Source organism: Streptococcus sp. oral taxon 431, assembly GCF_023115445.1.
In the GTDB taxonomy this organism is placed as follows: Bacteria; Bacillota; Bacilli; order Lactobacillales; family Streptococcaceae; genus Streptococcus.
Genome location: NZ_JALDUI010000020.1, coordinates 15,996 through 31,888, shown reverse-complemented (window position 1 = coordinate 31,888; position 15,893 = coordinate 15,996). Strand labels below are relative to the sequence as shown.

Here is a 15,893-nt window from a genome sequence, read left to right as displayed (position 1 = left end):
TTTTCTAAGTTCATAGATCTGAACTTTATCATCATAAGTTAATTTCATAATAAAAATACCCCAAAAGTTAGATTTTTTCTGTCTAACTTTTGGGGTGCAGTTCATTCAACACCTGATATGATGCGTTTTTTGATTTTAAAGACTTTTTGCCCAGACTCGTTGGATGTGCTCAATTTGTTCTGATATTAAGGGTTTAGTATAGAAGAGTTTTTGAGGAGCCTTGTTATAGAAGGTTCTGTTACATACTCTACAAGACACCTCATGGCTAGCTATTGTTACAGTTCTATAGGGAAAAAATTTTACCTATATTTATAAACTAAGGTATTCTAATTTGGCCTTATCTAAAATACATAAAGCAAAATGCAACTAGATTATTGAGGAAATGTAAAAGAATGGAATTCCAAAGATTGTCGGAAGTCTTATACCTTATACCAAATGCCACACCCATACCTAAATAGGTGATAAAACTAGGAATCGTATAGGGGCCATGTAGATAAGCAAAGAGAACCGATGTGCCAACCAATCCAATATATGTATTCTTAAATACTGTCCCTTGTAACAGTCCTCGCATAAAAATTTCTTCAGTAACAGGTGCTAAAATGCAGAGATCTAGAAAGAGCACAGGCAATGAAAGTGATAAACTTTGAATTGATTGAGTAGTGTCTGATTGGGTAGGTCCTAAAAAATTGACCAACATATAAAATAAGAAAAGCAAGGCGTAGGAGAGAAGCCACTTCAACATATCTTTTAGGCTGATTTTTCGAATGTGAAACAGGTCATACTTTCTTCCTACATAAAAAAATATTGCAATCTCAACAAGTGTAAAAATGATTGATAGGGCTAATGAATTTGTCCGCATGACTTTGTCAGCTATACTCAAATGTATTGGCGTGAAAATTAAAATCAAGAAAAAGGTCATCCAACGCTTATACATGATTCACCTCACTAGTTTTTAATTACATATATTATACTACTTTTTTGTGAGAGAACAAGTCACAAGTGAGGTGGTTGATGCAAAAATCCAGAGGAAAACTCTGGATGTTTTTACATATGTTGCAAACGCTCAATACGTTCTGAGATTGGCGGATGGGTATAGAAGAGTTTTTGTAAGCCACCTCGTTTTTGAGGATCGTTGATGTAAAGTGCACTACTAGCATCATCCACATGATGACTCATAGGCTGACTATTGTCCAGCTTACGAAGGGCATTGATCATACCTTGAGGATTACGAGTCAACTCTACACTGGAAGCATCTGCTAAAAATTCTCGCTGACGAGAGATGGCTAGTTGTACCAAGGTTGCTGCTAAGGGAGCTAAAACAATCGCTAGGAGAGAAACGACTAGCATAATAATTTCAAGTCCACCACTATCACGGTCATCACTTCTACGACCACGGCCTGCACCTCCCCACCACATCATGCGTCCAGCCATACTTGATAAAAGCGTAATGGCACTGGCAAGGGCAACCGCGATAGTAGAAATCCGAATATCATAGTTACGAATGTGACTGACTTCATGACCAATAACCGCCTCTAACTCTTCACGATTCATAATCTCAAGGAGTCCTGACGTTGCTGCTACCGCTGCATTTTGGGGATTTGAACCCGTAGCAAAGGCATTTAAGCTGGCATCATCGATGATGAAGACACGTGGCATAGGGATTTGCGCCACCATAGCCATATCTTCCACGACATGATAGAGGGTTGGTGCAGTCTGCTCATTCACCTCACGCGCACCATTCATACTCATGACTATCTCTGTTGATTGAAAAATCATGGACAAGGCATAGATAAAGCCGATAATCAGAGCGATAACTAAGCCACCAAGACCAGACCGCATAAAGAGGTAACCAACTGCATATCCAACCAAAGCCAAAAGTAAAAAGAATACTAGTAGTAAAATCCAAGTTCTTCGCTTATTACTCGCGATTTGATCATACAACATCCTAGTCACCTAAACCACTAAAATCAACCTTTGGTACTGCCTTTTCTTCTTCAGGTGTTTGAAGGAAATCAGCCACTTTAAAACCAAAGAGTCCAGCAACTAGGTTACTTGGGAATGTTTCTAATTTAACATTATAGTTGCTCACAACACTATTGTAGAGTTGGCGAGAGTATGAGATTTTATTTTCAGTATTGGTCAACTCCTCTTGCAATTTAGCAAAGTTGCCACTCGCTTTTAGGTCTGGATAATTTTCTGCAACGGCAAAAATTCCTGAAACCTGGCGTGAAAGGGCATCACTAGCTCTCATAGCTTCTGCCGGTGAGGTTGCAGCGGCTACTTGATTACGGAGTTCTGCAACTTTTTCAAGCGTTGAACCTTCATACTTTGCATATCCCTTCACGGTCTCAATCAAGTTTGGCAAGAGATCGTTACGACGTTTCAACTGAACATCAATCTGACTCCATGCCTCTTTAGTTTGCATGCGATTTTTAACCAATCCATTATAGGTAATAATCACAAAGATACCAATAAGAGCAAGAACTCCAAGAATAATCCAATTCATCTGATATCTCCTTTCTGTTTTTAGATTAGTACCAGTATATCAAATTTCTATCTTTTTGTGGTAAAATAAGATGATACTAAAGAAGGAAACTACTATGAAACCAGAAACATTTTATAACTTGCTAGCTGAACAAAATATTATTCTTTCTGACCAGCAAAAAGTTCAATTTGAGCGTTATTTTGAACTTTTGGTCGAATGGAATGAAAAGATCAACCTGACTGCTATTACTGAAAAGGAAGAAGTCTATCTCAAACATTTCTATGATTCTATTGCTCCTATTTTACAGGGATTGATTGAAAACCAGCCTATTAAACTCTTAGACATCGGTGCTGGAGCAGGTTTTCCTAGCCTTCCCATGAAAATTCTCTATCCTCAACTAGATGTAACCATTATTGACTCTCTCAATAAACGAATCAACTTTCTGAATCTATTAGCCAAAGAACTAGGTTTAGAAAATGTTCACTTCTATCATGGACGTGCCGAAGACTTCGCCCAAGATAAGAACTTCCGTGCTCAGTTTGATATCGTTACAGCTCGTGCAGTTGCCCGTATGCAGGTCTTGTCCGAGTTGACTATCCCCTACCTGAAAGTCGGTGGAACATTGCTAGCTCTTAAGGCTAGCAATGCACCTGAGGAATTAACTGAAGCTAAAAATGCCCTTAACCTTCTCTTTAGTAAGGTTGAAGATAATCTCAGTTACAAACTTCCTAACGGAGACCCTCGCTACATTACTATTGTAGAGAAGAAAAAAGAAACTCCAAATAAATACCCCAGAAAAGCAGGTATGCCTAACAAACGTCCGCTTTAGAAAGATTAAAAATCTGCAAACTCACATCTCACTTTCTTATTTCAAGGCTCGGGAAAAAATGATTTACAAAATCATACCTCGCTTTCTTATTTCAAAGCTTGGGAAAAAATGATTTACAAAATCATGCCTCGCTCTCTCATTTCAAGGCTCGGGAAAAAATGATTTACAAAATCATACCTCGCTTTCTTATTTCAAGGCTCGGGAAAAAATGATTTACAAAATCATTTTTTTCTGCTATACTATCCTAAGCAAAGGTTTTTAATGTCATCCCGTGAGGTGACGAAGGCGCAGATCTATATAAAACTCTTTAAAACTTGATGAAGGATTCTTGTTTTAGAGAGGTCTTACTCTGGGAGCCTATTGCTATAAAATAATGGGCTCTTTTTTGATGCCCAAAAGTGAGGTTAATATGAAACAGGAATCAACTGTTGATTTGTTATTAGACGTTGACCAACGTCCTTCAGCTGGAAAGGGAATTCTTCTTAGCTTCCAGCACGTATTTGCCATGTTTGGTGCAACCATCTTGGTACCTTTGATCTTGGGAATGCCTGTATCGGTTGCCCTTTTTGCATCAGGTGTAGGAACACTCATTTACATGATCTCTACTGGCTTTAAAGTTCCAGTTTATCTGGGTTCTTCTTTTGCCTTTATCACAGCTATGTCACTTGCCATGAAAGAAATGGGGGGCGATGTATCTGCTGCTCAGACAGGGGTTATCCTGACTGGTTTTGTTTATGTCCTTGTTGCTGCAAGTGTTCGCTTTGCAGGTACAAAATGGATCGACAAACTCTTACCTCCAATCATTATCGGTCCTATGATCATCGTTATCGGTCTTGGACTTGCAGGTTCAGCTGTTACCAACGCTGGTCTTGTAGCTGACGGAAACTGGAAAAACGCTCTTGTAGCCGTTGTTACTTTCTTGATTGCTGCCTTTATCAATACAAAAGGAAAAGGCTTCCTACGAATCATCCCATTCCTTTTTGCCATTATCGGTGGTTACCTCTTTGCCCTAGCTCTCGGCTTAGTTGATTTCACTCCTGTTCTTGAAGCTAACTGGTTTGAAATCCCTGGTTTCTACCTACCATTCAATACAGGTGGTGCATTCAAACAATACGACCTATACTTCGGTCCTGAAACAATTGCCATCCTACCAATCGCAATCGTAACGATTTCTGAACATATCGGAGACCACACCGTTCTAGGTCAAATCTGTGGACGCCAATTCTTGAAAGAACCAGGTCTACACCGTACTCTTCTTGGTGATGGTATCGCAACTTCAGTTTCTGCCTTCCTCGGTGGACCAGCCAATACAACTTACGGTGAAAATACAGGGGTTATCGGTATGACTCGTATCGCTTCTGTCTCAGTTATCCGTAACGCTGCCTTTATCGCAATTGCCCTCAGCTTCCTTGGTAAATTTACTGCTTTGATTTCAACAATTCCAAACGCTGTACTTGGTGGTATGTCTATCCTTCTTTACGGGGTTATCGCAAGTAACGGTTTGAAAGTCTTGATCAAAGAACGTGTTGACTTCGGTCAAATGCGTAACCTTATCATCGCAAGTGCTATGTTGGTGCTTGGACTTGGTGGAGCTATCCTTAAACTTGGTCCAGTTACCCTTTCAGGTACTGCCCTATCAGCTATGACAGGTATCATCCTAAACTTGATCTTGCCATACGAAAACAAAGACTAATCCATATAGAATCAACAAGAGGTCGGGACCGAAATCCCGACCTCGTTTTTATGAACAAGAAGACTTTGATACAGTGACTCATTGGACTGTTGTCAAAAAGTTTGATTTCTTAATTTGCCCAAGCAATCAAAAGATACAAGAGACTTGAACCAAACATATCAGCAAGAGCATGCATGAGAAAAAATGGCAGTAAATTCTTGACTACATACTTGTACAAGAAATAATAGAATAGACCGTAAACAAGCCCAATCACCAAGGCCCAAAGCAATCCTTGATAGGTATGGAAAGAAATCCGTATAATTATCGAGTAGACTAGAGCCAACCACTTGTGCTTTTCTTTTACTGAGGTCAGTAAGCCTAAGAAGAAAAATTCTTCATAAAAACCATTTAGTAAAGCATAGCAAATAGCCATTGGTGTTAAGGCTATGAATTTTCGAATGATTTCCATAGGGGCTATAAAAGGAATTAGTTGAGGATTGAAATAATTATACTCACCACTAAGGGTTGTAATGATATCACCGAATATCCCAACTACAGCAAAGATAAGGGGAACCCAAATTAAAACAGACCAGCTCCAACGTATAGGAAGCTGTTTAAAATCATAATTTCGAATCACAAGATAAAGGAAGGTAATCCCTAACATCATCAATTGAAAATTGAAATTACTAGAATAGGCTGCCCCATCACTTGCTACATTTGTCGTAGTCTCTGCGACGCTAGTAAGAGTTAAAGGCGACAAACTCCCCATAAATTGTTGGGGAGAACGAATGATAAACTCTCCAAACATTAGAACAGTAACGATTAAGATATCAAACTATTTTAAGTATTTTCAAGGTCTAGCAGGATGAATACTTTGTAGAAACTTCATATTCCCTCCTTATCTTTAATATAGTGGATTGAAATAAGATATGAACAGAGAGATTAGGAAATTCAAACTAATTTCTAGAAATATTTTTAGCAGTTGTAGTGTACTGTTCTAGATTCAATATACTATAATATGGATTGATTATAAAAAAATTATATGAACCAACTTGCTGGAAGATTAAAAAACAGCCTTATCAAAGACTGTTTTAATCCATTAAACGGAGTGATGTTTCTTTTCAAGCATTAAATCCTGCAATGAAATAATTGTTACAGCTAATAAAATCATAGCCATTCCAATAAAATCTATCGGATAGAAAATATCTCCCATAATCATGAAGGCAAAAAATACTGCCGAGATAGGCTCAATCGAAGCCAAAAGGCTAGACTTGACTGGTCCTATCATACTGGCTCCCTTGAGGAAGGCTGTATAGGCAAAGACTGTTCCAATCAGAATGATGCCGGCAAAAGCTAGAATGGTATCAAAAGATAAGGGAATGCTAGCCCCGATAAGCCCTGTAAAAGGCACTGCTAGTATACCAGAGATGATCATTCCAACACCAATAACCAAAATGCTCCCCCATTTTTGAATCAATTTTATGGGTAAAATGATATAAAGAGCATAGGTTAGGGCCGAGAACAAACCCCAAAATAGACCAGCTGGAGTCATCGAGAGTTGATCCAATTGCCCATGTGTTGCAATAAGAAAGGTCCCACCTATAGCTAAAAACATAGAGATGATTTCTGAAAGCGTCGGAGCCACCTTATCCTTGATACAAGTGTAAGCAAGGATTCCAACTGGACAGACATACTGAAGTACTGTCGCTGTCCCAGCATTTGTCTCCTGAATAGCTGATAGATAAGCTAATTGATTTAGAAAAAGACCAAATAAAGAAAATAGCAAGAGAGAAAACAGGCTTGATTTATCCTTCAGAAAAGCCATAAATTTATCCCTTGATTTAGTATAGGCCAGAAGAACCAAGAGTAATCCAGCGATTATCAAACGGATATTGGTCAGAACGAGAGCTGAAATCCCGTGAACCATCAAGTACTGACCACTGGTTCCCGATAAGCCCCAGGCAATACCTGCAATGACTGTATAAAGAGTTCCTTTTAAAGCTTTTGACATACTTCCTCCCTAGTCTGCCTCTCGAATCAAGTCCATAACCTGATTACGGTCCAATATCCACTGGGCACGCTCATCTTTTTCATAGGTTCTGTTAGATAAAAAGATTACCGCCTCTTGTTTCTTACGATTCCACATGATAAAGGTCCCAGTATAGCCTGTATGGTCCAGCCAATCACCTTCAAGATTCCAGGCCAATGAGCGTTCTTTATCACTCAGATCCGAAAAATTCTGACTTAAGTCTGCAGCAAAATCATCCTGCAAATAATGCTCCAGAAAAATCTTTAAATCCTTGACAGTTGAAAATAAACCTGCACTACCTGCGTGTTTCCCAAGCAAACGAGCCTTGGGATCATGGACCACTCCTGCTTTCTGTCCACGGACCGTTGGAACAGCACGGCTAACTGGACCAAACTGAGTTTCCTTCATTCCCCAAGGATCCAAAACTTGCTCTTGTAAAATCTGATCCAAGTCCTTTTCAAAATAGTTTTCCAAGAGAAAACCTAGCAAGAGAAAGTGCACATCCGAATAAAGAAAGGCTCTCTTCTCTCGTCTATTAAGATGAAACATGGCGTTCCTCAACTGGTCTGCTGAGAGCTGATCCCTATTGGGGATAAAAGGATCCAAATTTGTCGCATGCGTTAGGAGTTGACGAACAGTGATGTCTGGATAATCTACTTCTGGAAGATAGTCTCTTATGGAGTTATCAAGCTCAATCTTACCTTCTTTCCACAAGAAGGTTAAGACCGTTCCTACTCCAACAACCTTGCTGACACTTGCCAAATCATAGACCAAGCCCTCACGCGTCTGCTCACCAATTTCTGGATTTGCTTCTCCTAGATACCAGTCAGACCAAACGCCATCCTGATAATATGCAAAAGAGGCACCAAGATAAATCCCCGCCTCAATTTGTTGCTTTATTTTTTGAATGATTTTTTGTTTCATACTGCTTCAAACCACAATTCAATATTGTTGGTATCCTTAGTGAGGAAAAACTTCTCTGATTTTGGAATAAAGTAACCTGCAGTTTCAAAACGTTGACGCAATACAGCAAGTTCCAAGTTCTCTACTTGAAATTTTAGCATGGCCAAGTCCCAAGTTATATTATTTTCAACCAGTAAATCGCTTCCTTGAGCTTGATTAAAAGCTAGTCGGTTTTCGATTTCTTCTTTTTCAAGTAGGCTTGATGTCTCATCTGGTAAGTTGATTTCAACCGAGATTTCAAAAGCTGTCAAATATCTCAGTTTCTCATCTTTTGCAAAAGTGACTTCTTCCTCAACTTTTTTCAAATCCTTGATATCATCTTCAGCATGAATAAGAATACAATCCCCTTCTGGAGAAAGAAGCTCAAAAGCATATCCCTTAGCTCCCTTATAGAGTTGAGGGATTTCTTCCATTCTAGCTAGTAGTGCTTCAATCTCAGATGGCTTCTCTACCTTTACAAGTAATCTAGCTAATTTTTTAATCCCTTCAACCTTACGGCTCCTCATACTTGGTGACTCTTCTAAAACTAACTTTTCAATGCCTGACTGGTCTCCTAGTGATAAGAAGGCTGACTCTTCAAGCAAAGGTTTCATCCCCAAAGTCTCAATATAAAATGATTCATTTAGATTTCTATTATTTACCTTTAGCGTCGGGATCATACGCTTTATTTGATTTACAATCATAAATTCCTCCAACACTTTTTATTTTAAAGGATTTTATCTTTTTTTACAAGTTATTCAATAAAAAACTTTAACTATATTAACTCCTTAAATAAATCAACCCCTTCTGCTAATAGAAGGGGGACTGGTTTGTTTTTACTAAAATACCTTATTTAGTCTTTCCAAGCTAATTCTGCTTGGAGACCATAATGGTCGCTCACCTGTGGGCTGTTTTTACCATCAAAGACCACGTGAAGGTTTTCTACCTGCATATCCTTTGTCGTAAAGATATAATCGATTCGAAGAGGTTCGCTGTTTCCCTTCCAACCATCAATTTCAGGTGGAACGGTGTAGCTACCACTTCTTTCTTTTGCAGCTTCAAATGCATCTTGTAAGTTTAGTGGACTAGCTAAAATAGCTTGGTAGCCTTCCTGGCCTGCAGGATTATTAAAATCACCTGCTAGCAAGAGTGGCTTGTTTAGTTCTTTCAGAACCGCTTCAAAGCGCGCCCATTCCTCTTGGAAGCCTTTATCCCACCAAGAGAGATGGACACTCGCAACTGCAAGTGCTTTACCTTTAACTACTGTTTCTGCTAGAGCAACTCGGCGAGTGTGGTAATCTGTCGGATCATCTACATCTGAAACCAAAATTTCACGCGCTTCAATTGGTGTTTTAGATAGGATTGCCACACCCTCATGATAGCGATCATAACCGATATGGTTGTAGGCCCAAGTCCAATAATAGTTTTGACCTTGCTCAGCTAACTTCTCTACCAAGAGACGAACATAGTGGTCTTGATGAATCGGCTCAGCAGATGGTAATGGCTGATAAAGTGCACCAGCTTCTACTTGCGCTGAAGTAATTTCCTGGTTAATTTCCTGAAAACAAATCAAATCATAATTGTTTTCAAGTATATTTTGAAGTAAAAGTTGAAACTTTTGTTCAGGATCTTTTTCCATCCAACTATGGGTATTGAGTGTTAAAAACTTCATGCTTTTCTCCTATAAACAAGAGGTTGGAAACAGCTTCCAACCTCCTAAATATTACAATTCTACTTTTGCAACTGCTGTTTTAGCAGCAAGAGAACCTGTTTTTTCTAATTTAACTGATTTGATCGCATCACCATTTGTGAAGACAACTACTGTTGAAGTTTCACGTCCTGCTGCACGGATAGCATCCAAGTCAGCTGTGACAAGAAGATCACCTGCCGCAACTTTTTGTCCTTCAGCAACATGAACTGTAAATGGTTTTCCTTCAAGACTTACTGTGTCCAAACCAATGTGAACAAGTACTTCAAGGCCTGCTTCAGTCACAAGACCAAGAGCGTGTTTAGTTGGGAAGATACTTGATACAGTACCTGATACTGGAGATACAATGTTTCCGTTTGCTGGTTCCACCGCAAATCCATCACCCATCATTTTTTGAGCAAATACTGGGTCTTTTACTTGTTCCAAGGCAACCACTTGACCGTCAGCAACTGAATAAACTTCTTCAGTTACACCTTTATATACAACAGCATTTTTAGAAGATGATGCTATTTGACTTGGAAGAGTTTCAGGAATCACTTCACCTGAGTCAAGAAGGTCTTGGATATCTGATTTCAAAACGTCAGCTTTAGGTCCGTAGATAGCTTGGACACCTTGTCCTTTCATGACAAGTCCCATAGCTCCTTCAGCTTTCCATTGTTCCTCTGTTCCAACTTTTCCAGCGTCTTTTACAGTAACACGAAGGCGAGTCATACATGCGTCCACATCAACGATGTTAGCACGTCCACCAAGAAGGTTAATGATGTTAACAGCTTGAGAAGCTTCTGCAACTTTTGACTCACCAGAAGCAGCAGATTCTGATGAACCTTCAGCAGTTTCGTAGTTTCCGTTACGTCCTGGAGTAGCATAGTTGAATTTTTGAATCATGAAGTTGGCGATGAAGTACATGATAACTGCAAATAGCGCTGTTACCCAGATAAAGTTAATAATATCCATACCAAGACCCGCATTGATCGCCATTGGTGTACGAGTCAAGAATTCGATAGAACCGAATGAGTGCATACGCAGGTTAACCACGTCAGCCATAGCAAAGGCAGCACCTTGAACTACTGAATAAACAAGATACATAGGTGTTGCAACAAACATGAACATATATTCAATTGGCTCAGTAACACCAGTCAAGAAAGTTGCAAGAGCTGTCGCAATCATCATTCCTTTGTATTGGTGTTTCTTGTCTGCTTCAACATTACGGTAAATAGCAACAGCCACACCCATCAAAATACCGAATGAACCAATCATTTGTCCAACTTTGAAACGAGCTGGATGTACTGTATCTAACAAGTGTTGGTATTGACTAGCATCAGTACCTTTAAGGTTTACAAGGTCTGTTACCCATGCAAGCCAAAGTGGGTCTTGACCAAATACTTGAGTACCTTTAGCTGCACCAGTTAAAATGTCATAAGTACCACCAAGAGCTGTGTAGTTCATTGGGATAGTCAACATGTGGTGAAGACCAAATGGCAAGAGCAAGCGTTCCAAAGTACCATACAAGAATGGTGCAAGGATTGGAGCAGTTTCTTGTGAGTTGGCAATCCAGATACCGAAGTTGTTGATACCTGTCTGAATCAGTGGCCAGAAAGCTGAAAGAAGAATTGCAGCGATTGCTGAGCGAAGAATAACTACAAATGGTACAAAACGTTTCCCGTTAAAGAATGAAAGGGCATCAGGAAGTTTACGGAAGTTGTAGTATTTGTTAAAAGCAGTCGCTCCAACAAAACCTGAGATAATCCCTACAAATACCCCCATGTTAAGAGCTGGTGCCTCAAGTACGCTAATGAAGTAATCAGAAACCTTGATAGATCCACCAAAGATTGTTGAAACCATAGCGTTAGGATCCTTCAACATATCCCCTGATACACCGAAGATTGTACCAGTGATACGGTTAATAAGGATAAATGCAAGACCTGCCGCAAAAGCACCACCAGCACGTTCTTTAGCCCAGCTTCCTCCAATAGCGAGGGCAAACAAAATATGAAGGTTACCGATAACCCCCCAACCAATTTGCTCTAGTACGCCACCAGTAATAACTAGGGGAGCAAGGTTTGGGTCAATCATTGCAAGTGACTTACCGATTGAAATCATCAATCCAGCCGCTGGCATAACAGCGATAACCACCATTAGAGCCTTACCGAATTTCTGCCAAAATTCGAAAGACAAGACATTTTTGAATGTATCTTTCATCATTCAAATCTCCTTTATATTTATTCGGCAAACGTTTTACGAAAACGTTTGCGCGTGTTTATGTTTTAATTTTACCACTTTTTATTTTTTTGTAAAGGCTTTTATAAAAAAAATTTGACTTTTCTTTCGTTTCACTTTCTAGGCATGCTTTCTCTTGCTGACCTTTTTTGAGTTTGTCGGTCTTTTCTGATATAATATTAGCTATGAAATCCTATAATACCTTGAATGATTATTATCGAAATTTATTCGGAGAAAAAACTTTTAAAGTCCCTATTGATGCTGGCTTTGATTGTCCCAATCGCGATGGAGCTGTAGCACATGGGGGCTGTACTTTTTGCACGGTTTCCGGTTCTGGAGATGCAATCGTTGCTCCTGATGCTCCTATCCGCGAGCAATTCTATAAGGAGATTGACTTTATGCACCGTAAATGGCCAGATGTAAAAAAATATCTAGTCTATTTCCAAAACTTTACTAATACTCATGAAAAACTGGAAGTCATTCGCGAGCGCTATGAACAAGCAATCAACGAACCAGGTGTAGTTGGCATCAATATTGGAACTCGACCAGATTGCCTTCCTGATGAAACAATTGAATACTTGGCAGAATTATCAGAGCGAATGCATGTTACCGTAGAGTTAGGCTTACAAACTACTTATGAAGAAACTTCAGAATTGATTAACCGCGCCCACTCCTATGAACTCTACGTGGAGACTGTCAAGCGCTTGAGAAAATATCCTAAAATCGAGATTGTTGCCCATTTGATTAATGGTTTGCCAGGTGAAACTCATGAAATGATGGTGGAAAACGTTCGGCGTTGTGTAAGGGACAATGATATCCAAGGGATTAAGCTTCACCTACTTCACCTCATGACCAACACTCGGATGCAAAGGGATTATCATGAAGGTCGTTTGCAGCTCATGAGTCAGGATGAATATGTCAAGGTTATCTGTGACCAACTAGAAATTATTCCCAAACATATCGTTATCCATCGGATTACAGGTGATGCGCCTAGGGATATGTTGATTGGTCCTATGTGGAGTCTCAATAAATGGGAAGTTCTAAATAGCATTGAGGCTGAAATGAGACGTCGAGGTAGTGTACAAGGTTGTAAGGCTGTAAAACAGGAGTTTGATAATGAAAAGACCACTTGAAATGGCACATGATTTTCTTGCCCAAGTCATCACCCAAGAGGATATTGTCGTTGATGCGACCATGGGAAATGGCCACGATACCCTTTTTCTAGCTAAGTTAGCTAAACAAGTCTACGCTTTTGATATACAGGAACAAGCTCTAGAAAAGACTAGCCAACGTCTACAAGAAGCTGGTTTGACCAATGCAGAATTAATCCTGCAAGGTCATGAAACCGTAGATCAATTTGTAAAGGAAGTTAAGGCAGCCATCTTTAATCTTGGTTATCTTCCTTCAGCTGATAAAAGTATTATCACCCAACCTCAAACAACCCTTGATGCACTGGATAAACTTTGCCATATGCTGGTTAAGGGTGGACGAATAGCCATCATGATTTATTACGGGCATGAAGGCGGAGATATCGAACGGGATGCAGTCATGGATTTTGTCAGTCACTTACCACAACAAGAATATACTGCTACGATCTATCGCACTCTCAACCAGATCAACAATCCACCATTTTTAGTCATGATTGAAAAATTAGAAAGGTATCGACATGGATAAACAATACCTACGAGACAAAATAGAAGCTCTTCGCCACAACTTTGTCGAATCAACCCAACATGAACGGGCAGTTGGAATGTTAGATGAAGCCCATATGAGCAAGAAGATGCTGAAAATCAAGAAGAAAATGATTTCACTTGAAATGGAGCGTTGTCAGAAGAAAATCGAGCATAAGGACTGCTCAAAGATTGATCAAAAAATCCAAGAACAAAAGGAACTTTTTGAAGCTTGTCGAAAACAAAAATAAGGAGGTAGAAGATGGATTTACTTTTTTATCTCTTGATATTTTTACTTGTTCTCATTGTTTCTAGCACGACCAATAAACTTCTTCCCTTTTTACCCATGCCCCTGATTCAAATTTTATTAGGGATTGGAATTGGGCTTTGCTTACCCAACAACCAATATCACTTAGATACTGAGTTGTTTCTAGCTTTAGTCATTGGTCCACTACTCTTTCGTGAAGCTCAAGAAGCAGATGTAACCTCTATCCTAAAGCACTGGAGAATCGTTCTCTATCTGATTTTCCCTGTTATCTTTGTATCAACATTGAGCATGGGAGGACTTGCCCATGTTCTTTGGGTGAGCTTACCTTTAGCTGCCTGCGTAGCCGTAGGGGCTGCACTTGGTCCTACAGATCTCGTTGCCTTTGCTTCCCTTTCTGAACGATTTACATTTCCAAAACGAATTTCAAATATCTTAAAAGGGGAAGGCCTGTTAAATGACGCTTCTGGGCTAATTGCTTTTCGTGTTGCTCTCATCGCATGGACAACGGGAACCTTTTCAATCGCTCAAGCAGGAATTTCCCTAGCTATTTCCATCATGGGAGGGTTTGCAGTCGGCTTTATAACAGCCTTAATCAATCGTTTCCTCCATACTTTTCTACTCAGTGTTCGAGCTACTGATATAGCCAGTGAACTCTTGCTGGATCTTAGTTTACCACTTCTAACCTTCTTCATCGCTGAAGGAATTCATGTTTCTGGAATTATCGCGGTCGTTGTCGCTGGTATTTTAAAAGCTAGTCGTTTTAAAAAGATAAATCTTCTCGAAGCTCAAGTGGATACAGTGACCGAGACTGTTTGGCACACTGTAACCTTTATGCTCAATGGTTCTGTCTTCGTACTGTTAGGAATGGAACTGGAGATGATTGCGGAGCCCATTCTGAAGAGTGCTTTTTATAACAATGTGCTTCTTCTCGTCACAGTCTTTCTTTTAACCTTCCTACTCTTTGCCATCCGCTTTGTGATGATTTACGGTTTTTACGCGTTTCGGATTAAGAAACTTCAAAAAAGTCTCCACAAGTATGTCAAAGATATGCTCCTTCTAACATTTTCTGGAGTTAAGGGAACAGTTTCTATTGCTACCATCCTCTTGATACCGTCTAACTTAGAGCAGGAATATCCGCTCCTTCTCTTTCTCGTAGCTGGTGTAACTCTGGTCAGTTTTCTTACTGGATTATTGGTCTTGCCACACCTTTCTGAAGAGCAAGAGCCATCTAAGGATCATCTCATGCACATCGCTATCCTAAATGATGTTGCCATGGAGTTAGAGAGAGATCTGGACCATACTAAAAACAAGGTTCCCCTCTATGCTGCGATTGATAACTATCATGGACGGATTGAAAATCTCATCCTCAGCCAGGAAAATAAGGAAATCCAGGAAGACTGGGAAGCTCTTAAACTCTTGATTCTCAGTATCGAGAGCGATGGTTTGAAACAGGCCTATGAAGAAGGCAAAATCGGTGAAAGAGGTTATCGTGTTTATCAACGGTACTTGAAAAGCATGGAGAAAAATATTAAGCGAAACTTTGCTTCTCGCCTAACCTACTACTTCCTTGTTTCTATTCGGATTGTGCGCTTTCTCCTTCATGAGTTGGTCACATTTGGAAAAACCTTTCGTTCTTGGAGAGACAAGGAAAACCAAAGACTTCTTGCCATCGATTATGATCAGATTGCAGAGCTCTATCTAGCCAACACTGAAATCATCATCGAAAGTTTAGAAAACCTCAAAGGGATTTATAAGAGTTCTCTGATCAGCTTCATGCAGGAATCGCGTCTCCGTGAAACCAGTCATATTACCAGTGGTGCCTTTGTGGAACGGGTTATCAATCGTATCAAACCCAATAATATCGACGAAATGTTGAGAGGCTACTATCTAGAACGTAAGTCTATCTTTGAATACGAGAAACAAAAACTTATTTCAGCCAAGTATGCTAAAAAACTGAGACAAAATGTGAACAACCTAGAAACCTATTCTCTAAAAGAATCAGCCAACACATTACCTTATGATATGATGGAATTAGTTCGCAGAAATTAATGGCTATATAACATAAACAATTAA

General features: G+C 39.6%; 15 protein-coding genes. 6 read left to right on the top strand and 9 right to left on the bottom strand.

Annotated features, from left to right (window positions below):
- Positions 1–337 precede the first annotated feature (337 nt).
- The 3 genes from M1R56_RS09250 to M1R56_RS09240 all read right to left on the bottom strand — a co-directional run bounded on the left by M1R56_RS09250 (position 338) and on the right by M1R56_RS09240 (position 2,506).
- Positions 338–934: a CPBP family intramembrane glutamic endopeptidase gene (locus M1R56_RS09250; RefSeq protein WP_248035935.1), complete on the bottom strand. Its 597-nt coding sequence runs from the start codon at positions 932–934 to the stop codon at positions 338–340.
- A gap of 110 nt (positions 935–1,044) precedes the next feature.
- Positions 1,045–1,944: a zinc metalloprotease HtpX gene (htpX, locus tag M1R56_RS09245; RefSeq protein WP_248035933.1), complete on the bottom strand. Its 900-nt coding sequence runs from the start codon at positions 1,942–1,944 to the stop codon at positions 1,045–1,047.
- A gap of 1 nt (position 1,945) precedes the next feature.
- Positions 1,946–2,506 carry a LemA family protein gene (locus M1R56_RS09240; protein WP_248035932.1) on the bottom strand — a complete coding sequence of 187 codons (561 nt, stop codon included), beginning with the start codon at positions 2,504–2,506 and terminating at the stop codon, positions 1,946–1,948.
- 94 nt (positions 2,507–2,600) lie between these two features.
- On the opposite strand from M1R56_RS09240, the gene rsmG reads away from it, so the two are divergent.
- Together rsmG and M1R56_RS09230 are read left to right on the top strand one after the other, a co-directional pair.
- Entirely contained in the window at positions 2,601–3,314 is a 714-nt protein-coding gene (rsmG, locus tag M1R56_RS09235; RefSeq protein ID WP_248035929.1) for a 16S rRNA (guanine(527)-N(7))-methyltransferase RsmG, read from the top strand.
- A 409-nt stretch (positions 3,315–3,723) separates the two neighbouring features.
- Positions 3,724–5,007, top strand: coding sequence for a solute carrier family 23 protein (locus tag M1R56_RS09230; protein ID WP_049548189.1), 1,284 nt, complete (start codon positions 3,724–3,726; stop codon positions 5,005–5,007).
- 109 nt (positions 5,008–5,116) lie between these two features.
- On the opposite strand, the gene M1R56_RS09225 is transcribed toward M1R56_RS09230, so the two are convergent.
- The 6 genes from M1R56_RS09225 to M1R56_RS09200 form a co-directional block, all read right to left on the bottom strand.
- Entirely contained in the window at positions 5,117–5,815 is a 699-nt protein-coding gene (locus tag M1R56_RS09225) for a CPBP family intramembrane glutamic endopeptidase (RefSeq protein ID WP_248035938.1), read from the bottom strand.
- Between the two features lie 270 nt (positions 5,816–6,085).
- Positions 6,086–6,997 (bottom strand): DMT family transporter, encoded by a 912-nt coding sequence (locus tag M1R56_RS09220; RefSeq protein ID WP_248035927.1) that lies wholly within the window; start codon positions 6,995–6,997, stop codon positions 6,086–6,088.
- A 9-nt stretch (positions 6,998–7,006) separates the two neighbouring features.
- Complete coding sequence (locus tag M1R56_RS09215) at positions 7,007–7,939, bottom strand: serine hydrolase domain-containing protein (RefSeq protein WP_248035925.1); 933 nt, start codon at positions 7,937–7,939, stop codon at positions 7,007–7,009.
- Positions 7,936–8,661, bottom strand: coding sequence for a CppA family protein (locus tag M1R56_RS09210; RefSeq protein ID WP_248035923.1), 726 nt, complete (start codon positions 8,659–8,661; stop codon positions 7,936–7,938). The genes M1R56_RS09215 and M1R56_RS09210 overlap by 4 nt, the downstream gene beginning before the upstream one ends.
- Before the next feature lie 149 nt (positions 8,662–8,810).
- The gene (locus M1R56_RS09205) at positions 8,811–9,629 is read right to left on the bottom strand and encodes an endonuclease/exonuclease/phosphatase family protein (RefSeq protein ID WP_248035921.1); all 819 of its coding nucleotides are present in this window, start codon (positions 9,627–9,629) and stop codon (positions 8,811–8,813) included.
- A gap of 51 nt (positions 9,630–9,680) precedes the next feature.
- On the bottom strand, positions 9,681–11,867 hold the full coding sequence (locus M1R56_RS09200; protein ID WP_248035919.1) for a PTS transporter subunit IIBC: 2,187 nt from the start codon (positions 11,865–11,867) through the stop codon (positions 9,681–9,683).
- A 200-nt stretch (positions 11,868–12,067) separates the two neighbouring features.
- Here M1R56_RS09200 and M1R56_RS09195 point away from each other — a divergent pair, with 200 nt between their 5' ends.
- Genes M1R56_RS09195 through M1R56_RS09180 form a run of 4 tightly spaced genes read left to right on the top strand, consistent with a single transcriptional unit; the run spans position 12,068 to position 15,869 of the window.
- Positions 12,068–13,015 (top strand): TIGR01212 family radical SAM protein, encoded by a 948-nt coding sequence (locus tag M1R56_RS09195; RefSeq protein ID WP_282434702.1) that lies wholly within the window; start codon positions 12,068–12,070, stop codon positions 13,013–13,015.
- Positions 12,999–13,556 carry a class I SAM-dependent methyltransferase gene (locus M1R56_RS09190; RefSeq protein ID WP_248035917.1) on the top strand — a complete coding sequence of 186 codons (558 nt, stop codon included), beginning with the start codon at positions 12,999–13,001 and terminating at the stop codon, positions 13,554–13,556. The genes M1R56_RS09195 and M1R56_RS09190 overlap by 17 nt, the downstream gene beginning before the upstream one ends.
- On the top strand, positions 13,549–13,803 hold the full coding sequence (locus tag M1R56_RS09185) for a hypothetical protein (protein ID WP_248035915.1): 255 nt from the start codon (positions 13,549–13,551) through the stop codon (positions 13,801–13,803). The genes M1R56_RS09190 and M1R56_RS09185 overlap by 8 nt, the downstream gene beginning before the upstream one ends.
- Before the next feature lie 11 nt (positions 13,804–13,814).
- Complete coding sequence (locus M1R56_RS09180; RefSeq protein ID WP_248035913.1) at positions 13,815–15,869, top strand: sodium:proton antiporter; 2,055 nt, start codon at positions 13,815–13,817, stop codon at positions 15,867–15,869.
- The last annotated feature ends 24 nt before the right edge of the window (positions 15,870–15,893 follow it).